This window comes from Klebsiella sp. PK01 (assembly GCF_057624675.1).
On sequence record NZ_JBYEZM010000013.1, the window covers coordinates 1 to 19,710 of the forward strand.

Below are 19,710 nucleotides of genomic sequence, written 5' to 3' on the forward strand. Positions count from 1 at the left end.
TGCGCGGGTCGTTCATGGCATCGAAAACGCGGAACACGTCCATGCCGTTTTTGACGGCGCGCTCGACAAAGCGCGCCACCACGTCGTCGGCGTAGTGGCGGTAGCCGAGCAGGTTCTGGCCACGCAGCAGCATCTGCAGCGGGGTTTTCGGCATCGCCTTTTTCAGTTCGCGCAGGCGGACCCACGGGTCCTCGCCGAGGAAGCGGATGCAGGCGTCAAAGGTGGCGCCGCCCCAGCATTCCAGCGAGCGGTAGCCGACGTCGTCGAGCGCGGCCGCAACGGGCAGCATATCGTCGAGACGCAGGCGGGTGGCGAACAGGGACTGGTGGGCGTCGCGCAGGACGACATCGGTAATGGCAACGGTCATGAATTCCTCCGTGAATTAAGAATTAAGGCGGCGATGGTGGTGAATGGCGGCGACAATCGCCGGTTTTAAGCGGGCGAAGTCGTCGGCGGGCGCGACGGCGGCCGGCGCCGCTTTGGACGCGGCAGGCGGCTCAGGGAACAGACGGGTAACGGCGAGAGACATCCCCCGGATGGCGAAAATGAGCAGCAGCAGGAACGCCAGCACGAAGCCCATGCCAAGAAACATCAGGGTGAAGCCCTCGCCTAACAGCGCAGCATCAGTCATAAAATAGCCTTTGGAGGGGCGCAATAATGGCGTGATGAACCCGCGATAGCAGAGTGGATTTCCCCGGACCACATGGTCAGAGCCTCTTTATCGCGGAATTTAATTCTCGCCACTACTGCGCAATATATTTAGCCAGGAGTTATTTAATAAAACTTACGTGCTGACAGATCTCATCAGCGACAATCTCTTTGCGCTGATTAAATATCACTTTATTCTGCTCAAACAGGTTATTTCCATGGGTATCGATCGACACAATAAGTGGGCCGAATTCTTTTACCCGGCAAACCCATAAGGTTTCCGGCATACCTAAATCACGCCACTGGGCGTCTTCAATTTCTTCCACACAGACCGCGGCAACCACCGCGCAGCCGGCCGGGAATACGCAGTGCAGCGCTTTATGTTCGGCGCAGCCTTCTTCGGTACCTTTGCCCATGCCGCCTTTACCGACAATGAGTTTCACACCGGTCTTAGCAATAAATTCTTTTTCAAATTTCTCCATACGCATACTGGTGGTTGGTCCAACAGAGACCATTTCAAATTTATCTTCTGTACCTTTAATCGGCCGCACAATTGGCCCGGCATGTAATATCGCGCCGCCGGCAACGTTGACCGGCAATTCGCGACCGCCTTCAATTAAACGACGATGAGCAACATCACGACAGGTAACAATATGACCATTAAGATAAATAATATCGCCCGCTTTAATATCAGCTAAATCTTCATCTTTAATTGGCGTAGTAAGTATTTTTTTAGTCATCAGAAAGCCACTCCTGTGTGAGACGTAATGGTGTAATTCAAATCTTTATCGAAAACGATATGTCCTTTGCGGTGCGACCAGCAGCCGACGTTGACCGCCACGCCAATGGTGGAAGGGTGGCGTGCGGTATTTTCGATATTGACGCCCATCACGGAGGTATTGCCGGACATCCCCTGCGGGCCAAGGCCAATTTTATTAATGCCGTCTTCGAGCATTTTCTCCAACGATGCGGCGCGTTCATTCTCATTGCGCGATCCCACCGGACGCATCAGCGCTTTCTTCGACAGCAGCGCCGCCGTTTCAACGGAAGTCGCGACGCCAACGCCAACCAACAACGGCGGACAGGCGTTCAGGCCATAGCTGGTCATGACATCCAGCACGAAACGGGTTACGCCTTCGTAACCAGCGCCCGGCATCAGCACCATCGCTTTACCCGGCAGCGAGCAGCCGCCGCCGGCCATATAGGTGTAAATACTGCACTGGTCAGAATCAGGGACAATCTCCCAGAATACCGTCGGCGTACCTTTACCCACGTTTTTACCGGTGTTGTATTCGTCAAAGGTCTCTACGCTGTTGTGGCGCAGCGGAGAATCCACGGTGGCTTTAATCACCGATTCGCGCAGCAGCGCTTTCAGCTCGCCAATCAGCGGGAAGTTGGCGCCGCACTCAACCAAAAACTGAATCACGCCGGTGTCCTGGCAAGAGGGACGATCCAGCTCTTTGGCCAGACGCTGGTTTTCAATCATGGTGGTAAAGATGACGTCCGCCAGCTGGCTGGTCTCTTTCTTATGCAACTCTTTCAGTTTTGCAGTGACGTCATCAGGCAATACTTTGCCGGTATATCCCACGAATTTGGCCATAATATCGGTCATTCGGGATATCTGTTCGCTTTTGCTCATAAAGGCTCCTTAGTCAGAACAGCGTCCGTAAATTACGGGTGAAAAGGGAAAAGAATTGGCAGCAGTACAAGGCTGACAATGGTAGAAACGATAATCAGAGGAAGGCCCGATTTGGCGTAATCGACAAACTTATAGCCGCCTGCCGATAGCACCATCATGTTGGCGGGCATACCGATCGGCGTCGCGTAGGCGCAGGAACTGCCGATTACGGTCGCCATCAGAACCGCTTTCGGATCGGCGCCCATTCCGGCCGCGATCGACAAACTCACCGGTACCAGTAGCGCGACGGTGGCGGTATTGGACATAAAATTGGTCATGATGACGGACAGCGCAAAGACCACCACCATCAACATGAACGGGGAAGAGTTCTGGCCCAGCATGCCGATGACATGATCGGCAACCAGCTTGCCAGCACCGGTCATTTCCAGCGCTTTTGCCAGCGCCAGCGTGCCGCCAAAAATGAAAATAGTCTGTGAATCAATCGCCTTATAGGCCTGCTTTTCCGTCAGCACGCCGGTAAACACCAGTACCAACGCACCGATACAGCCTGCCACCGTCAGGCTAATACCAGTCTGTTTCTCAAAAATCATGCCGAGGATCGTGGCGATCAGCACCACCAGCGACAGGATCTGTTTCCAGCGCGGAACGTGGCTGTAATCACGCTGTTCGCCGACGCTACCGACTTCACCGCTATTCGCGGTAGCAGGCAGAAATTTATAGCCAATAGTCAGGAAATAGAGGATGCCGCAGAGCAGCATCGGTAAACCCACTTTCGCATACTCAAAGAAGCCAAAGCCGCTACCGATATTCTGCAACGCCGATTGCGCGATCAGGTTGCCGGGCGCGCCAATCAGAGACAGGTTGCCGCCGAGCGCGGCGGCAAATACCAGCGGCATCAGCAGACGCGAGCGGGCAAAACCCGATTTCGCCGCGACGCCAATTACTACCGGGATCAATACCGCCGCCGTACCGGTGTTGGAAAGAAAACCCGACATCACGCCGACGACCACCATGATGGTGAAGATCAGCTGTTTTTCGGTTTTGGCGAAGTGAGTGATCACCCCACCGACTTTATTGGCCATCCCGGTTTCAAATAACGCCCCGCCGACGATAAACATGGCGACAAAAAGAATGACGTTGGAGTCGATAAAACCGGCAAAAGCTTGTTTTAGATCCAACACGCCGGTGAGCACTAACGCCACGCAGACCACCATGGAAGTCACTGCCAAAGGCACCTTCTCCCAGACAAACATGACGATAGCGAACACCAGCAAACATAAGGTGATGGTAATCGGTTCCATATTTATAATTATCCCTATCAATGATATATGATATTGTATCCAATATTGACGAAGGAGAAATTATGCCCATGCAAAAAGTAAGTCAATGCGTTTTTAAACAAAGATCGCGCAGTGCGATCTGCATCAAGATCCTCTGCAGATCGTCACAAGAGATGATTAATAGCGTTGATGAATACGACTAAAACCAACAGGCTTTAGCGCTATACAGAGGTTTCGGGAAGGTATCGCGTGAGCATATTTTCCATTGAGCGAATAATATGCTCGCGCATGCGCTGACGCGCCAGTTCTTCATTATGCTGTTCAAGTGCCTGTAAAATCTCCTTATGTTCGCGAATGGAGATAGCGGCGTATTCTGCTTCGGTGACCTTGTGCCCCATCGACAGTCCGTTCCACATATTACAGAGCAGCATCTTCATTTTTTCGTTGCCCGCGGCGTTCCAGATCTCCATATGGAAGGCCTGGTTCAGGTCGGAATATTCAGTGAAGTTATTATCGGCCAGCGCTTTTTCCGCCGCATCGTGTACCCGGGCAATGGACGAAATATCCGTGCCGGGACGGGAGGCTTTCGCCACCGCCTCACTTTCCAGCAGCGCGCGAATTTCATAATGCTCGCGAATCGTCTGTTCGTTGATCCCCAACACCACCGCGCCTTTATTAGGGCGGACTTTAATCAGGCCATCGGCGGCTAAAATCTGAAACGCTTCGCGCACCGGCATGCTGGAAACGCCGACCATCCGGGCAATGCCTTCGAGAGTTATCTCCTGCCCTTCCACTAAATCCCGCGAAAGAATCGCTTTGCGTAATACCGCAGCGACCTGCTCTTTCGCCGAAAGAAGCTTAATTTTCCCTAATTTAGGCTTCTGCACTTTCCCAATCCTTCATATGTTGACGCATAATTTCCGCAAGCATGAGGAAATAACGCTGTGTTGCCTGAGCAATATTGCCCACATCGCCGCGGCTAATGGCTCCAGCCAGTTCATGTAGTATCAGTGCCGATTCCTGGCTATCGTCTTTCAGATACAGAATGACATAAGAGATATAACCATCCAAAAATTGCTGATACGCCTTCGCCAGATAGCGGTTATCAAGATAGGAAATCAGCAACTGATGAAAATCCAGTTCGCGAGTTTTGTCGCCAGGCTGCGCCAGCGCTTGCGCGCGCCCGAGCAGCAATTCCCCCTGGTTTGCCGGCACGAGAGTGAACAATTCGGCAGCCATCACCGCGATCACGCGAAAAATATGGCTAACATCATCGGGCACCAGCTTTGATACCTGCATATGACGGTTAGGCAAGCGCACCAGAAACCCCTCTTGTTCAAGAGACTGCAACGCTTCTCTAACCGGCATACGTGAAAGCCCTAGCTGCTCAGCAATACTCTCCTGCGCCAGCTCATCTCCCGGTTTTATCGCTCCGGAAAGAATTTGATAGCGAATGATTTGCGTAATGTGGTCCCTGGTCTGCTTTCTTTCGATCTTTTTCACAACGTCCTCATTGCGTGGGGCTTAAGACGCGGGGATTTTAGCAGATTTAGCCGCCAGGCGGCGCATTCGGCAGGGAGATGAGGCGATAAAAAAGCCGGAACGACGGTTCCGGCTTTTCTGCTAAGGAGATGTTACTTGTTGACGAAATCCTCGCCGAGGGCGATATCTTTCTTCAGCGTATCCAGCATGCCTTCCAGCGCCTGCTGTTCAAAAGCGCTGAGTTTACCGATAGACTGACGCTCTTCCACGCCATTTTTGCCCAGCAGCAGCGGCTGCGAGAAGAAACGGGCATACTGGCCGTCACCTTCGACGTAGGCACATTCAACCACGCCTTTTTCACCCTGCATGGCACGCACCAGTGAGAGCCCGAAACGCGCAGCCGCCTGGCCCATCGACAGCGTCGCCGACCCGCCGCCCGCTTTCGCTTCCACGACTTCCGTCCCGGCGTTTTGAATACGTTTGGTGAGATCCGCGACTTCCTGCTCGCTAAAGCTGACGCCAGAAATCTGCGACAGTAAAGGCAGGATAGTGACGCCAGAGTGGCCGCCAATGACCGGAACTTCAACCTCGGTTGCCGACTTGCCTTTCAGCTCGGCGACAAAAGTATTAGAGCGAATAATGTCGAGCGTGGTGACGCCAAACAGTTTGTTTTTATCGTACACGCCGGCTTTTTTCAGCACTTCGGCGGCGATAGCGACGGTGGTATTTACCGGGTTGGTGATAATACCGATGCAGGCCTGCGGACAGGTTTTTGCGATCTGCTGCACCAGATTTTTAACGATACCGGCGTTAACATTAAATAAGTCGGAACGATCCATGCCGGGCTTGCGCGCGACGCCGGCGGAAATCAGCACCACATCAGCGCCTTCCAGCGCCGGGGTTGCATCTTCACCGGAGAAACCTTTGATTTTTACATCTGTGGGAATATGACTTAGATCTACCGCCACGCCCGGCGTAACCGGAGCGATGTCGTACAACGAGAGCTCTGAACCTGAAGGCAGTTGGGTCTTAAGTAGTAGGGCAAGCGCCTGGCCGATGCCACCAGCGGCGCCGAGGACTGCAACTTTCATCCTAAACTCCTTATTATGGTTAATTTACACCCTAAATAATTCGAGTTGCAGGAAGGCGGCAAGAGCGTGAATCCCCAGGAGCTTACTGAAGTAAGTGACTGGGGTGAACGATTGCAGCCAACGCACATGCAGCTCGAAGTATGACGGGTATAGTCTTTCGTTATTCCGTCGCCTGGACCTTAATTCACAAGATGAACAATTACAATAATTATGGCTGAAGAATGCGGGGTACGCGCAATGATGCAGCAAATTCGCATTTTTCTTCCTGAGACTGGCCATCCAGCAAAGCCGTAGTACCGGATCGACTATTGGTTACAATACACCCAGCCCGCTCGGCAAAACAATATCAATTTCATAACATTTATTTCACTTTTACAGCAATTTACCCGCTGTGATGCAGGCATGTTCCTCATCAGGGTTATTTGCTAAAATATGCGCCTTTCATAACATTATTTACGCTATTCCTTTGCGGATTATTTGCATAAAAATGCACTTGTATGCATAATGATGTTGTTTTTACCACCATAATCTGGGTGACTTATGCGTAGTTCGGCAAAACAAGAAGAACTGGTTAAAGCGTTTAAATCGCTGCTTAAAGAAGAAAAATTCAGCTCGCAAGGCGAAATCGTTCAGGCGCTGCAGGAAGAAGGTTTCGAGAACATCAACCAATCGAAAGTTTCCCGCATGCTGACAAAGTTTGGCGCCGTTCGCACGCGTAACGCCAAAATGGAAATGGTCTACTGTTTGCCTGCCGAACTCGGCGTGCCGACGACCTCCAGCCCGCTGAAAAACCTGGTGCTGGACATCGATTATAACGATGCGGTGGTAGTGATTCACACCAGCCCCGGCGCGGCGCAGCTGATCGCACGCCTGCTGGATTCCTTAGGTAAAGCCGAAGGTATTCTCGGTAGTATCGCGGGGGATGACACTATCTTTACCACCCCTGCCCGCGGTTTTTCCGTTAAAGATCTCTACGACGCGATTCTGGTCCTGTTCGAACAGGAACTCTAAGCGCTCCCCCTCTGGTTCCCGCCAGAGGGCTCTTCCCCGCAAAACGCTCCCCCTCAAACCTTCAAATAAAGCAGCATTTTTTTAACATTTAGTGTGGTTTTCCACCTCTATACATTCCTTTACCGAATGATAACGGCTAAAGCGCACAAAAGATCAAAGCGCAATATCTATTTGATTTAAATATAAATAATCATGACATTCACCCCATGAATGACATTTCTAATTCTTATACGTTATAAAAACGACATTTCTTGGAAATTATTTACACTGAAAACAATTAGCATGGTATTAATATTTTTGGTGATTAGTGTATACTTGATTTTGTGATGAGGGTCACGAAACAAAGCCCCCTAATAATAAAATTCGACGAGGTGAACATCATGAAAATCAAAACCACTGTAGCCGCACTCAGCATGCTATCCGTACTGTCCTTTGGCGCTTTCGCCGCTGATTCAATCAACAGCACTCAAGCGGAAAGCCGCCAGTCACTGGGCACCGTATCTATCGGCGCGGTAGGTTCTTCCCCGATGGATATGCACGAAATGCTGAACAAAAAAGCACAAGAAGAAGGTGCTTCTTCTTATCGCATTATCGAAGCTCGCACCGGCGACCACTGGCACGCCACTGCTGAACTTTATAAATAAGCTTTAACGATTGTCGGTCATTAACTGAAACAGTATCTCTTCAGCGGCCTGGGTTCATACGAAATCTCCCGCCGCTGCACAAATGGTTGGAGTAAAGATTATGAAAAGCGCAATTATCATCGCATCCCTGGGTCTGGCATCTGTTCTCTCTTTCGGCGCAAGCGCAGCCGTACAGCAAGTGAACGCCGATCAAGCACAAAATCTGCAACCAATGGGCACTATCTCTGTATCTCAAGTAGGTAGCGCGCCAATGGATATGCGCCAGGAACTGGCGGCTAAAGCCGAGAAAGAAGGCGCCAGCAGCTACCGCATTATTGAAGCTCGTACCGGCGACAGCTGGCACGCGACTGCTGAGTTGTACAAATAAACCCTCGTCGTCTTATCCGACGACTTGCCCCCGCCCTGCCGGGGGCTTTTTTATGCCCAACGGGCATTGAAACGTAGTAGTCCTTCCAGCTCCTCTTCCGCTTCATCGAACAGCAAAATTAACGCGCCAAAGCGACGACGCTGTTTTTCATCCAGATGAACAAATTCAATCTCCAGCGGGAACGGTAAGCGCCCTCCCGTCACCGCGCTCCACAGCGCGTCGAGGTTATCCACCTGCTTATCCGGTAGCGCGAAGGCGCGGGAAAACTCGCGATAGAAATCCTGTTGCTCAGCTATTTCATCAAAATCAAAGGTATAAATAGTCATTGCCCGGCGCCCCTTAAGCTCTGTCCCTCTACACCAAATAAGTATAGCGATAAAAAAACCGACGCCGGGGCGTCGGTTCGCAGCTTAGCTGTTGGTGAGCACGTGCTGATATTTCTTCAGCATATCGACCAGCCGTCGCACCGGCTCAGTGACCTGGGGCGACGCCTGCCAGTGAAGGAGTTTTTCCTGATAAACATCAAGCTCTTCCAGCAGACGGTTAAAGTAACGGCGGCGCTTATCATCGCTGCCGGCGGAGATAACGTGATCGGCGGTTCGCCGCAGCTGGCGGTGGAAGGCCGACAAATCCTCGTTTACCGGCACCGGGGCATCGCGTAGACGCTGGTGCGCGATAATCAGCGTCAGCGCCAGCCGGAAGCGGGCGATATCGCCGGGAAACTTGTTCAGCAGTAAAAATAGCTGTTGATACAGCGCCGGCAAATGGTTCTCTTTACGCCGGGCGCTATTCGTGGTCAGCGAAGAGACCGCCGCCGAGACGAACTGGTTCAATAGCACCCGTCCGGTGCGGGCCTGCGAGTTATCACGCACTAACAGAATCACCATCAGCGCGAGGAAACAGCCGACAATCTGCCCCAGGGCGCTATCGAGGAACTGGCTAAACTGGAACTGCATCGGGTTATCCAGCACCAGAATATTGATGGTGCTCGCCAGGGCCCCAAGCGATCCCAACCGCCGCTTTTGTACCTCAATGCCGATAAAGAACGCCATCGCGGCAAGGCTGATACACAGCAGCAGCATGCTCTGCTGCGTCGCAGGCATGACGACAAGGAAGAACAGCGCGCCGAGCGGTAGAGCGGCAAGGGTGCCATAGAGGAAGTCTAAGGCCACCATCCGCGGGTTAGGCAGACGCATCGCCAGCGCGGTCACCACGGCAATCATAACCATCGCCCCGCTACCGGATGTCCAGCCGGTCCACAACCAGAACAAGGTGCCGAGAATACACGAAATAGAGGTTCGCCAGAAATTGACCATCGCGTGGTGACGCTCGGCGGACTCAACCTTCACCACCGTTTCGCCGCGTAAGACTTCATCTTCGATACGGCTGATTTTGGTATTGCCGACCACGCCGCGCTTCAGCAGCAGGTAACGCGTCGCCGCGCCGACCCAGCTATAAATCGTAACTGGCGTATTGTGTTCACCTTTCCAGGTCAGGAAGCGGCGCATACGCTTAAGCTGTTGATGCACATCCTGTACGGTTTCTACGGGCTCGGCAAACAGCTCGCGGTAGTCGTCAGTCACCATCTCCGGGCGAGAGTTCTGGATCAGATAGGTTTCGCAGGCCTGAGTAATCAGCGTCAGCGATAGCGTGTTGATCGCCTTTAGCCGCTGGTTTACCTTCGCCCAGCGCGAAGATTCCATGATCAGGTTGCCGCGCATCCCCTCCAGCGCGGCAGTACGACGCACCAGCGCTCCCCAGGCTTTATCCACCACCTCGCTATCGCCATGGGCGACACAAAGCTGCATCAGGCGATACTGATCCAGCAGCAGGTTATCCAGTTCGAGGTCGATCTCTTTTTTGATAGAACGCGGAGAAAATAGCAGGTCAGCGACGATGGCGCTGACGATCCCGATGACAATTTCGCTGCAGCGCTCGACGGCAAACTGCGGCGCCAGCATCGGGTCGGTATGAATGGTGATGATGATAATCAGCGCCGTATAACCCGCCAGCCCCCAGGCGTAGGAGTTTTCGACCTTCACCAGCGAGGAGATCCAGGTGCAGAAACCGGCCCAGAGACAGCAGACCAGCATCATCAATAGCGGCGCGCGGATCATGAGGATGATGATCGCCAGCGCGGCAATACAGCCGATAAACGTCCCGGCAATACGCAGCATCCCGCGGTAGCGAATCGCCCCGGAATAGGGCTCACCGCCAGCGGCAAATGCCGGACCGGCGGTCACGATAGCCGCGGTCAATACGGCCCAGCGCGGCGTCTCAAGCTGAAAATGAAAGCCGACGAACAGCGCCAGCACCACCGCGCATGCAAGCTTAATGGCAAAGCGGAGATGCCGGGGAGCAATGGTATAGGTCCCCATGGCGATTAACCAAACTCACGCAAGCGCATGGCGACTTTCTGGAAGAAGTTGGCCTGGCTGGCGTCGCGATCTTCTTTGCCGGTGATGACAACGGTCGCAGTGGTGCCCGACGGCCAGAGGTTGCCCTGCTGCTGGTCAAGACGGATACGTACCGGCACGCGCTGCGCCAGACGTACCCACTCAAGGTTGGAGTCAACGGAAGCCATGCCTTTCGCATCGCTGCTGCTGCTGGCGTTGGTTACGCCCGCGGCAACGCTGTCGACGGTACCTTTTATCACCTTACTACTGCCGAGCGGGGTGATTTCGGCGCGGTAGCCTGGACGCACGCCTTCCAGCTTGGTCTCTTCCAGATAGGCCATCACGTAGAAGGTATTTTGTTTCACCAAAGCGACCGCGGTCGAACCGCGGGTGATGAATTCGCCGGAGTAGACGTTCAGGTTGGTCACCCAGCCATCAGCAGGCGCACGGATAACCGTACGTTCAAGATCCAGCTTGGCTAAGTCGCGGCTGGCCACCGCTTTCGCCAGCTGATGCTCAACGGTTTGCAGTACGTTGTTGGCCTGGTCAATCTCTTCGCGCGACATGGCCTGCACGCCGAGCCTGTTACGGCGCCCGGCTTCAACGCGTTTTTCCTGAGCCAGCGTCTGGTAATAAGAGACGTCGGCTTCCGCCTCCGCCAGCGCTTTTTGGTAACGAGGTTGGTCAATAACGAACAATACCTGGTCTTTCTTAACCAGTTGGTTATCCTTGACATTCACTTGCGAAATGAGCCCCGACACGTCCGGCGCGATGGCGACGATATCGGCGCTAAAGCGCGCATCGCGCGTCCACGGCGACGCGGTGTAGTACACCCATGCGCGAAAAATAGCGATAAACGCCAGAATAACCAGTATCACAGTGATGGCAGTACGCAGGATATTTCTTGTTAGTGTTTTCACATCGACCTCAAACGAACAAGCGCGATATCAGATAAAACAGACAGCAATACAGCGCAGTATTAAACAGTGCAGGGTGCCAGACAAAATCATAAATACCGGTCGGAACCAGCAAACGGTGCACCAGCCAGAAGATGGCTAGCGACAATAGCAGCTCAAAGAAGATCGGCGGAAACGATAGGCCGAAAATCACTATGACAGGAAACAGACTCATGATGACCTTGATAAGAAGCGTACAGGTGGTAGCGTGATGCGTTTATTATGTAGCTAACTATATATTAACGTAACAATTGCAGCCTTATCTATAATATGTGATCTAAATCACTTTTAAGCCAGAGTGAATAATGGAACGACTAAAACGCATGTCGGTGTTCGCCAAAGTGGTTGAGCTGGGCTCTTTCACCGCCGCCGCACGCCAGCTCCAGATGAGCGTTTCATCTATCAGCCAGACCGTTGCTAAACTGGAAGACGAGCTTCAGGTAAAGCTGCTCAACCGCAGCACCCGCAGCCTGGGCTTAACAGAAGCGGGTAAAATTTATTACCAGGGCTGCCGAAGAATGCTCTTTGAAGCGCAGGACGTCCATGAACAGCTGTATGCCTTCAACAATACCCCTATCGGCACGCTGCGCATCGGTAGCTCTTCAACTATGGCACAGAATGTGCTGGCGCGCATAACCGCCGAAATGCTCAAAGAATATCCGGGTTTATCGATTAATCTGGTGACCGGCATCCCCGCGCCGGACCTGATTGCCGACGGCCTCGACGTGGTGATACGCGTCGGCGCATTGCAGGATTCCAGCCTCTTCTCGCGGCGGTTAGGCTCAATGCCAATGGTGCTCTGCGCGGCGAAAAGCTATCTTCAGCACGCGGGATGTCCGGAAAAACCAGCGGATCTTGCCAGCCACTCGTGGCTGGAATACAGCGTACGGCCAGATAATGAGTTCGAAATTATCGCTCCGGAGGGGATCTCAACGCGCCTGATCCCACAAGGACGCTTCGTCACCAACGACCCGATGACGCTGATCCGCTGGCTGACTGCCGGCGTTGGCGTGGCCTACGTTCCGCTGATGTGGGCGATCGACGAGATCAACCGCGGTGAACTGGAGATCCTGCTGCCGAGCTATCAATCGGATCCGCGACCGGTCTATGCGCTATATACCGAAAAAGATAAGCTACCGCTGAAGGTGCAGGTATGTATTAACTATCTGACGGATTATTTTGTCGAAGTGGCGAAGATCTATCAGGGAATGCACGGGCGCGGGATGACCCGTTAACTGACATCCCGGCAGCGGCTTCGCGCCGCCGGGACCAGCCGTTATCAGGCGGTGCCGCCAACGGTAAGGTTGTCGACTTTCAGCGTCGGCTGGCCGACGCCGACCGGGACGCTCTGCCCTTCTTTACCGCACACGCCAACGCCGCTATCCAGCTTCAGGTCGTTACCGACCATGGAAATCTGCTGCATCGCTTCGATACCGGAACCGATTAGCGTCGCGCCTTTGACTGCCTTGGTCACTTTACCTTTTTCAATCAGATAGGCTTCCGAGGTCGAGAAGACAAATTTACCGGAGGTAATGTCCACCTGACCGCCGCCAAAGTTCGGCGCATAGATACCGTAATCGACCGATTCGATAATCTCCTGTGGCGTCGACTTACCGGCCAGCATATAGGTGTTGGTCATCCGCGGCATCGGCAGATGCGCATAAGATTCGCGGCGACCATTACCGGTCGGCGCGACGCCCATCAGACGCGCGTTGAGCTTATCCTGCATATAACCTTTCAGGACGCCGTTTTCGATAAGCACGTTGTATTGACCCGGCGTACCTTCGTCATCAATCGCGACCGAACCACGGCGATCGGCCATGGTGCCGTCATCCACGACGGTGCACAGTTCAGAGGCGACTAATTCGCCCATGTGACCGCTGAAGACCGAGGTGCCGCGACGGTTAAAGTCACCTTCCAGGCCGTGGCCGACGGCTTCATGCAGCAGCACGCCAGGCCAGCCCGCGCCAAGCACCACCGGCAGCATACCGGCTGGCGCCGCAACCGCGGACAGATTGACTAATGCCATACGTACCGCTTCACGCGCCCAGACATCCGCCCGTACGTCGCCATCCAGCGGCGCGAGGAAATAATCATAGCCAAACCGTCCTCCGCCGCCACTGGCGCCGCGCTCGCGTTTGCCGTCTTCCTCCACCAGCACGCTCACGGAGAGACGAACCAGCGGACGGACATCAGCGGCCAGCGTCCCGTCCGTTGCCGCTACCAGGATAAGCTCGTAGACGCCGCTCAGACTGGCGGAAACTTCCTGCACGCGCTTATCGGCGGCACGCGCCACCTTATCGACGCGGCGCAGAATATCCAGTTTCTCTTCGCGGCTCATGCTCTGCAGCGGATCGACGCTGGTATAGAGAGAGCTGTACTCCACCGCGCCGAGCGTCTGCACTTTGCCGTCGCCATGGTCGCGGACGATAGTACGCGCCGCCTGCGCGCTCTGCTCAAGCGCCAGTTTGCTGATTTGGTCCGCATAGGCAAAACCAGTTTTCTCGCCGCTTACCGCCCGGACGCCTACGCCCTGGTCAATATTGTACGACCCATCTTTAATGATGCTGTCTTCCAGAACCCAGGATTCGTGATAGCTCGACTGAAAATAAAGATCGCCGTAATCGAGACGGCGCTCAGCCAGTTGGCCAAGAATGGCAAACAGGTCCTGATGATTCAGGCCATTTGCCGACAGTAATTGTTCACTTACCAGGTTCAAACTCATCGTTACGCTACTCGTTTGTTGCCGCCTGACACAGGGGAATGCCATGCGGCGAAAAAGATGACGGGGAGAAAATGCCCTCTATTGAGAGTGCGATAATTCCCCGTACTCGTCAAATCATTGCTTTTTGTTGCTGCGCGCCTGGCGCAGCACTTCGTTGATTTCCGGCTGATCGATTGGACCCGTAATGCGATAGCGCAGAATCGACACTTTGTTCCACAGCGGCCCAAGCACCTTGCTGGCGGCAAAAACCGCCGCGCCGACGATCGGGTTGACGGCGAATGCCGCCGCTACGCCCACGGTCGCCGATATTTCCGGCGCCACCACCGCTTGTAAATCTAAACGACGGCGCACCAGATCGACCGAACCTTTCATCGCGATGTCGGCTTCAAGGCCATCCACCAGCGTATCATCCGTATTCAATACGCCGTCTTTAATCCATGCCGTACTGCGAATCGAATCAAACCAGAAGCCTTCCTGGAAAGTGTCGCTGAAATCGAAGCGTAGCTTACGCAGCAGCGCGTCAACGCTCAATAGCCGTAACAGCTGACCGGCATGACCGGTGCTCAGGTCAGTAAACTCGCCTTTGCCGAGGCGGCTTTTGAGGATCCCGTTCAGCGAAGCGACATCAGGCTGCCATGGCGGCGCGCGCCAGTGCAGATCGTAATCGACATCAAACGACGAGCCTTTTACCGGCGTCGAAACGCCAAAGAAGTTCACGAAGTCATCCGTTTTATTACCGTGCAGCTTGCCTTTCAGCGAGGTACGCACGCCGCCGGGCGCATTCACCCAGACGCCATCGGTAGTGAGCCGGCCAAAGCCGGTATCCACCAGGCCATTACTGAGGGTGAGCGTATCGCCCTTGATATCGAAGTCACCGTCGATTCGCCCATATTTTTGCCCCCACAGCCAGCACTCTTTACAGCGCAGCTGTAAATCAGGCCAGCCGCGGAAATCCAGACGGGTATCAGCCAGCGGGCCGCTCTCTTTTTTCGCCGTGCCGTTGTTATCGCTGGAAGGGTTGTAATAGAGATAGCGAATAGCCGCCAGCCAGGGCGCGTTCTTATGCATCGTCAACGTAGCGTTGATTTCGCGCCCCTGCGCCTCCACCTTCGAGCCGCTACCGTCAGGCTGGGAGACCAGACTGACGTTATTCCAGTTTTGCCCGGCGAACGCCAGCGACGGTGTACGAAGCGTCACGCGCTCAGGGAAAGCCATATTACTGCTCACTTCGTTGACGGCCCCCCGCTGGAACAACGCCAGCCATTGCGCGCCATCCATCGCCGGCATGTTCAGCTCGACGCCTGATGCTTCAGGCAGCGAAGGAATCGCTTTGCTGTCGGAGGTCAGAATCGCCCGGTCGAGCGTCAGCTTATTATTCAGTAACCAGCGGCTATTGACGTGGTTCTTGCTGCCGATGTTGCCGGTCAGATCGAAGCTGTTTAAGCCACCGGTCACGTTGATTTTCACCGGCAACGGTTCGCCCGCCGATTTATTCACCGGCGCAGGTAAGTGACTACTCACATTTTTCAGATCGCCGTTGATATCGACTTTGTAGCTCGCGCTACCGTGATACGGTAACTCAATGGCCACTTTGCCATCCCAGGGGACGCTGCCGCTGAGTTCATCATTGACCGCTTTCGGCAGCAGGCCGGTACGCGTCGGCTGCCAGTTAGCGTTCATGCCGACGTCAACGAGGAAGGCTTTCGCCCCTTCAGTAGTGGTGAAATTGAGGTTCAGCGGTTGATTAAACCAGGTCGCGCTTAGCGGCCCGCTTTTTAAATCTCCGTTCTCAAAGCTGAACTGACCATTGAGGTTCTTCAGCGTCGCGTCAATCGGCTTGATAAACAGATCGTTATTTTTCAGCCGCACATCGCCTTTGGCGGTGGTCATCTCGCCATCGAGCGGGATAGCAAGATGTAAGCGAGCGCTCACATTACCATCCAGCTGCAGTTCATCCAGCGCCGAGCCGAGCGAATCCTTCAGCGGGGTCTGTTTGAAATAAGGGCCGACCTCTTTGCCCGGTCCGTTAACATCGGCATCAATAAACAGTTTTTCATGGGAATAGTCGGGGATCACCGCGTCAAGGTTGCTGGCGGTGACGTTGCCCAGCATCGCTTTATCCGCCTTCATCCACAGGCCGTTATTAACGAAGTTAAGGTTGATATCCAGGCCGGTCAGCGCTGGCCAGTCCGGCTGGAAGGCGAAGGTCGCGTTCTTCAGCGGTACCGAGACCTGGAATTGGCCTTCGTTATGCTCATAAGGGAACAGATGCGGGTTGCCGCCGTAAACCAGGGTGGCATTGCTGGCCTGGCCACCCTTAATTGCGCCGCTCAGGTAATCCACCAGCGCTTTGCCCATCAGGTTTTCCGGGAAATAACGCCACGCCTGGCCGCCATCGTTGGTACTGATACCCGCCAGGATGCCTAACCACGGCTCATCGCCTTCCGGCTGCAGATAGCGGAAGCCGCCGCGCGCGCGAACGCCGGTAGCCTGTACGTCGATATCGCGGCCATCCAGCATAAAGCCCTTGCTGTTCTTCTCCCAGCTCAGAGTCGCATCGCCCTGGGCTATCTCCAGCGGCGCGCGAAAGACCGTTTCATAGGGCATTTTCGCCTGGGTCATATGCGCGCGCAGTTCGCCGTTTTCAACGCTGCCGCTCAGGCTGCCGGAAAAGTGCTCGGCCCCCGGCAGCAGCTTCCACTGCTTCCACGCCAGATCGCTCCAGTCGGCCTGGAAACGGGTCTTTTCCGTTGCCTGCAGCGGGATATCCAATGCCAACAGGTTGATCTTGCCGCTCGGCTGGGTAGTTCGCCACACTTCGCCAAAGCTCGGCGCCAGCTTATCGGCCATCGGCTGCAGACCGGTCAGGCCGCCAAGCTCGAGATTGCTGGCGCGGATGCGCAGCTCATCGCTACGCTGATTGTTATTACCACCCACTTCCTGCGCCGGGATCCACGCCATCGCCAGCGCGCCGCGCGGCCAGGCTTTACCGTCTATCGAGATCCGCGTGTCGGGGATATGAAATGCCCAACTTTGATTTTCGCGTGTGATATGCGCCGTCAGGTTATCCACCGACAGCTGATGCAGATGCTTGTCACCCTGCCAGCTGGCGCCGCCTTTTTTCAGCCACACATCGCCGCTGGCGACATCGCCTTTATCGATGGTCATCCAACCTTCGAGACTAAAGCGCGCGCTCTGCAGGGCGATGTTGTCCTGCATCCAGCGCCCGAGCCAGGGTTTAACGTCGATGTCGTCGGCTTGTAACCAGAGGCGCCCCTTATTGAGCAGGCCGTTCTCGTCACGTAAATCCATCCGCACCTGCATGACGCCGTGCTGGCCGGTGAGGCTCGAAAGGCTCAGTTGCCCCTCGGCGCGGTGGCGGTTTTTACCGTTAAGCCAGGTAAGCTGCGGGATCGCCAGCTCCGCGCGCTGACCGGAAATCGTCAGGAAGCTCAAATGGCTATCGCGGAGAATAAAGTGGTCAAACTGACGCAGGAACAGATCGCTGATTCGGTCGGTCTTCAGGCTGGCGCCGTCGTCGTTGGTCTGGATGGGGGTATTGGTGTGGATTTGCAGCTGCCAGAAGGTCAGGTCGCGGAACTGCCAGCGCATATGTAGCAGGCTTTGCCAGACGTCGAGCGCAAGGGTAACCCGTTTGATCGTCATTTCGCCACCGTCTTTCAAGGTGGCTTTAATATCGCGAACGTCCAGCGTCGGGCCGAAGTTTTCCCAGTTGGCGTTGATCTGCGAGGCATCGACCGCCACCCCGGATACCGCGGTAATTTTCTCCAGCAGTTGGGGACGCCAGTTATTTAGCTGCGGCAATGCCAGACGCAGGCCGCTCACCAGCAGCGCAACAATCACCACCACGGTTGCCACGGTGAGCAGTAATATCCCGGGCCATCGCCTCAACGCATCTCTCCTTGTCAGCCTGTTACGCCTCATCCTTCAGCCCGCCTGTTTACCGCCCCCGACGCCATCGGGAACGACGGGCTGAATGATTACATCATTACCACATCGAACTGCTCTTGATTATAGAGCGGCTCAATTTGCACTTTAACCTGCTTGCCGACAAAGATTTCGACTTCCGCCAGCGCGTGGGACTCTTCCCCTTTCAGAGCTTCCGCGACGGCAGGTGAAGCATAGACCAGGAAGCGGTCTGAGTCATACGCATGATGCACGCGGACTATCTCGCGCATAATCTCATAACAGACCGTTTCGACCGACTTTACCGTGCCGCGTCCATGACAGGTAGGACACTCGTTACACAGCACATGTTCCACGCTTTCGCGGGTGCGCTTGCGGGTCATCTCGACCAGCCCCAGCTGCGAGAAGCCGTTAATGCTGGTTTTCACCCGGTCTTTACTCAGCGCCTGCTCCAGCGAATGCAGTACCCGACGACGATGATCTTCATTATTCATATCAATAAAATCAATGATGATAATGCCGCCCAGGTTACGCAGACGCAGCTGGCGCGCGATGGCCTGCGTGGCTTCAATATTGGTATTGAAGATAGTGTCGTCGAGATTGCGGTGGCCGACGAACGCCCCGGTGTTGATATCAATGGTGGTCATCGCTTCGGTCTGATCGATGATCAGATAGCCGCCTGATTTCAGCTCGACTTTACGCTCCAGCGCGCGCTGGATTTCGTTCTCAACGTCAAAGAGATCGAAAATAGGCTGGCGGCCGCTGTAATGTTCCAGCTTGCTGGTCATTTCCGGGATGTATTCCGCGGTGAACTCCAGCAGCGCCTCGTAGGTCAGGCGCGAATCCACGCGAATGCGGTCAAGCTGAGCATCGGCGAAATCGCGCAGCACGCGCTGGGCCAGCGCCAGCTCGCCGTACATCTGATAACGGGTCTGGTTGCGCTTTTTGCGCTCCATGACTTTGGTCCAGACGCGCTTAAGGTAGGCCGCATCCGCCGCCATCTCTTGCTCATGCACGCCTTCCGCCGCGGTGCGGATAATAAACCCACCCTGCTCGTCGCAATATTCGGTGACCACGCTTTTCAGGCGTTCGCGCTCGGCCTCGCTTTCAATACGCTGCGATACGCCGACGTGCGAAGCGCCGGGCATAAACACTAAATAGCGGGAAGGTATGGTGATGTCGGTGGTCAGACGCGCGCCTTTGGTGCCCAGCGGATCTTTCACCACCTGTACCATCAGGTCCTGGCCCTGACGCACCAGTTCGGAAATATCGCGAACGGTAAACTGCTTCTGCTCTTCACCCGCCACGCACTCGGTGTGCGGCATGATATCGGAAGCATGCAGGAAGGCGGCCTTATCCAGGCCAATATCTACAAAAGCCGCCTGCATTCCAGGCAACACGCGACTGACACGACCTTTGTAGATATTGCCTACGATTCCGCGCCGCGCTTCTCTCTCAATATGAATTTCCTGCAGGATCCCGCCATCGATATACGCGACGCGCGTCTCGGATGGCGTTACGTTAACTAATAATTCAGCCGTCAT

Annotated in this window: 18 protein-coding genes and 1 pseudogene; 4 read left to right on the forward strand and 15 right to left on the reverse strand. The window is 54.6% G+C overall.

Annotated elements, in window-relative coordinates; genetic code table 11:
• The 8 genes and pseudogenes from AC22LX_RS24160 to mdh all read right to left on the reverse strand — a co-directional run.
• A pseudogene (locus tag AC22LX_RS24160) lies at window positions 1-367 on the reverse strand (sodium-extruding oxaloacetate decarboxylase subunit alpha); the annotation flags it as partial.
• Between the two features lie 15 nt (window positions 368-382).
• Window positions 383-631: an oxaloacetate decarboxylase subunit gamma gene (locus tag AC22LX_RS24165; RefSeq protein WP_059355816.1), complete on the reverse strand. Its 249-nt coding sequence runs from the start codon at window positions 629-631 to the stop codon at window positions 383-385.
• Window positions 632-770: 139 nt separating this feature from the next.
• Entirely contained in the window at window positions 771-1,388 is a 618-nt protein-coding gene (gene ttdB / locus AC22LX_RS24170) for a L(+)-tartrate dehydratase subunit beta (protein WP_015703618.1), read from the reverse strand.
• On the reverse strand, window positions 1,388-2,287 hold the full coding sequence (gene ttdA, locus AC22LX_RS24175) for a L(+)-tartrate dehydratase subunit alpha (protein ID WP_487334257.1): 900 nt from the start codon (window positions 2,285-2,287) through the stop codon (window positions 1,388-1,390). The genes ttdB and ttdA overlap by 1 nt, the downstream gene beginning before the upstream one ends.
• Before the next feature lie 32 nt (window positions 2,288-2,319).
• The gene (locus AC22LX_RS24180; RefSeq protein WP_045397215.1) at window positions 2,320-3,588 is read right to left on the reverse strand and encodes an SLC13 family permease; all 1,269 of its coding nucleotides are present in this window, start codon (window positions 3,586-3,588) and stop codon (window positions 2,320-2,322) included.
• A 200-nt stretch (window positions 3,589-3,788) separates the two neighbouring features.
• The gene (locus AC22LX_RS24185; RefSeq protein ID WP_045397216.1) at window positions 3,789-4,454 is read right to left on the reverse strand and encodes a GntR family transcriptional regulator; all 666 of its coding nucleotides are present in this window, start codon (window positions 4,452-4,454) and stop codon (window positions 3,789-3,791) included.
• Window positions 4,441-5,070: a GntR family transcriptional regulator gene (locus tag AC22LX_RS24190; protein ID WP_045397219.1), complete on the reverse strand. Its 630-nt coding sequence runs from the start codon at window positions 5,068-5,070 to the stop codon at window positions 4,441-4,443. Before AC22LX_RS24190 ends, AC22LX_RS24185 begins: the two co-directional genes overlap by 14 nt.
• A 131-nt stretch (window positions 5,071-5,201) precedes the next feature.
• Window positions 5,202-6,140: a malate dehydrogenase gene (mdh, locus tag AC22LX_RS24195; RefSeq protein WP_045397222.1), complete on the reverse strand. Its 939-nt coding sequence runs from the start codon at window positions 6,138-6,140 to the stop codon at window positions 5,202-5,204.
• 540 nt (window positions 6,141-6,680) lie between these two features.
• On the opposite strand from mdh, the gene argR reads away from it, so the two are divergent.
• The 3 genes from argR (at window position 6,681) to yhcN-B (ending at window position 8,162) form a co-directional block, all read left to right on the forward strand.
• The gene (gene argR / locus AC22LX_RS24200) at window positions 6,681-7,151 is read left to right on the forward strand and encodes a transcriptional regulator ArgR (protein WP_015369474.1); all 471 of its coding nucleotides are present in this window, start codon (window positions 6,681-6,683) and stop codon (window positions 7,149-7,151) included.
• Between the two features lie 380 nt (window positions 7,152-7,531).
• The gene (gene yhcN, locus AC22LX_RS24205) at window positions 7,532-7,795 is read left to right on the forward strand and encodes a peroxide/acid stress response protein YhcN (protein WP_015369473.1); all 264 of its coding nucleotides are present in this window, start codon (window positions 7,532-7,534) and stop codon (window positions 7,793-7,795) included.
• 100 nt (window positions 7,796-7,895) lie between these two features.
• Window positions 7,896-8,162: a DUF1471 family stress response protein YhcN-B gene (gene yhcN-B, locus AC22LX_RS24210; protein WP_015369472.1), complete on the forward strand. Its 267-nt coding sequence runs from the start codon at window positions 7,896-7,898 to the stop codon at window positions 8,160-8,162.
• A gap of 50 nt (window positions 8,163-8,212) precedes the next feature.
• On the opposite strand, the gene AC22LX_RS24215 is transcribed toward yhcN-B, so the two are convergent.
• The 4 genes from AC22LX_RS24215 to aaeX all read right to left on the reverse strand — a co-directional run bounded on the left by AC22LX_RS24215 (window position 8,213) and on the right by aaeX (window position 11,689).
• Entirely contained in the window at window positions 8,213-8,488 is a 276-nt protein-coding gene (locus AC22LX_RS24215) for a barstar family protein (protein WP_045380213.1), read from the reverse strand.
• Window positions 8,489-8,572: 84 nt separating this feature from the next.
• On the reverse strand, window positions 8,573-10,540 hold the full coding sequence (gene aaeB, locus AC22LX_RS24220; protein ID WP_045397225.1) for a p-hydroxybenzoic acid efflux pump subunit AaeB: 1,968 nt from the start codon (window positions 10,538-10,540) through the stop codon (window positions 8,573-8,575).
• 5 nt (window positions 10,541-10,545) lie between these two features.
• On the reverse strand, window positions 10,546-11,478 hold the full coding sequence (gene aaeA, locus AC22LX_RS24225) for a p-hydroxybenzoic acid efflux pump subunit AaeA (RefSeq protein WP_045397228.1): 933 nt from the start codon (window positions 11,476-11,478) through the stop codon (window positions 10,546-10,548).
• Between the two features lie 7 nt (window positions 11,479-11,485).
• The gene (aaeX, locus tag AC22LX_RS24230) at window positions 11,486-11,689 is read right to left on the reverse strand and encodes a p-hydroxybenzoic acid efflux pump operon protein AaeX (protein ID WP_002918640.1); all 204 of its coding nucleotides are present in this window, start codon (window positions 11,687-11,689) and stop codon (window positions 11,486-11,488) included.
• Window positions 11,690-11,819: 130 nt separating this feature from the next.
• Between aaeX and aaeR the strand changes: the two genes are divergently transcribed.
• Window positions 11,820-12,749, forward strand: a complete 930-nt coding sequence (aaeR, locus tag AC22LX_RS24235) for an HTH-type transcriptional activator AaeR (protein WP_015703623.1) — start codon at window positions 11,820-11,822, stop codon at window positions 12,747-12,749.
• 44 nt (window positions 12,750-12,793) lie between these two features.
• Here the strand turns inward: aaeR and tldD are convergent, their stop codons facing one another.
• From tldD to rng, 3 genes are all read right to left on the reverse strand, one after another.
• A complete protein-coding gene (gene tldD, locus AC22LX_RS24240; protein WP_015369467.1) occupies window positions 12,794-14,239 on the reverse strand; it encodes a metalloprotease TldD in 1,446 nt (481 codons plus the stop codon).
• A gap of 114 nt (window positions 14,240-14,353) precedes the next feature.
• The gene (yhdP, locus tag AC22LX_RS24245; protein ID WP_047047140.1) at window positions 14,354-18,151 is read right to left on the reverse strand and encodes an AsmA2 domain-containing protein YhdP; all 3,798 of its coding nucleotides are present in this window, start codon (window positions 18,149-18,151) and stop codon (window positions 14,354-14,356) included.
• Between the two features lie 89 nt (window positions 18,152-18,240).
• Window positions 18,241-19,710 (reverse strand): ribonuclease G, encoded by a 1,470-nt coding sequence (gene rng / locus AC22LX_RS24250; RefSeq protein ID WP_015369465.1) that lies wholly within the window; start codon window positions 19,708-19,710, stop codon window positions 18,241-18,243.

Excerpts from the sequence above, each read along its gene's own strand:
- rng (WP_015369465.1), bottom strand. The coding sequence starts at position 19,710 with ATGACGGCTGAATTATTAGTTAACGTAACGCCATCCGAGACGCGCGTC.
- AC22LX_RS24180 (WP_045397215.1), bottom strand. The coding sequence starts at position 3,588 with ATGGAACCGATTACCATCACCTTATGTTTGCTGGTGTTCGCTATCGTC.
- tldD (WP_015369467.1), bottom strand. The coding sequence starts at position 14,239 with ATGAGTTTGAACCTGGTAAGTGAACAATTACTGTCGGCAAATGGCCTG.
- yhcN-B (WP_015369472.1), top strand. The coding sequence starts at position 7,896 with ATGAAAAGCGCAATTATCATCGCATCCCTGGGTCTGGCATCTGTTCTC.
- aaeX (WP_002918640.1), bottom strand. The coding sequence starts at position 11,689 with ATGAGTCTGTTTCCTGTCATAGTGATTTTCGGCCTATCGTTTCCGCCG.
- ttdB (WP_015703618.1), bottom strand. The coding sequence starts at position 1,388 with ATGACTAAAAAAATACTTACTACGCCAATTAAAGATGAAGATTTAGCT.
- AC22LX_RS24165 (WP_059355816.1), bottom strand. The coding sequence starts at position 631 with ATGACTGATGCTGCGCTGTTAGGCGAGGGCTTCACCCTGATGTTTCTT.
- yhcN (WP_015369473.1), top strand. The coding sequence starts at position 7,532 with ATGAAAATCAAAACCACTGTAGCCGCACTCAGCATGCTATCCGTACTG.
- mdh (WP_045397222.1), bottom strand. The coding sequence starts at position 6,140 with ATGAAAGTTGCAGTCCTCGGCGCCGCTGGTGGCATCGGCCAGGCGCTT.
- aaeR (WP_015703623.1), top strand. The coding sequence starts at position 11,820 with ATGGAACGACTAAAACGCATGTCGGTGTTCGCCAAAGTGGTTGAGCTG.
- argR (WP_015369474.1), top strand. The coding sequence starts at position 6,681 with ATGCGTAGTTCGGCAAAACAAGAAGAACTGGTTAAAGCGTTTAAATCG.
- AC22LX_RS24215 (WP_045380213.1), bottom strand. The coding sequence starts at position 8,488 with ATGACTATTTATACCTTTGATTTTGATGAAATAGCTGAGCAACAGGAT.
- ttdA (WP_487334257.1), bottom strand. The coding sequence starts at position 2,287 with ATGAGCAAAAGCGAACAGATATCCCGAATGACCGATATTATGGCCAAA.
- aaeB (WP_045397225.1), bottom strand. The coding sequence starts at position 10,540 with ATGGGGACCTATACCATTGCTCCCCGGCATCTCCGCTTTGCCATTAAG.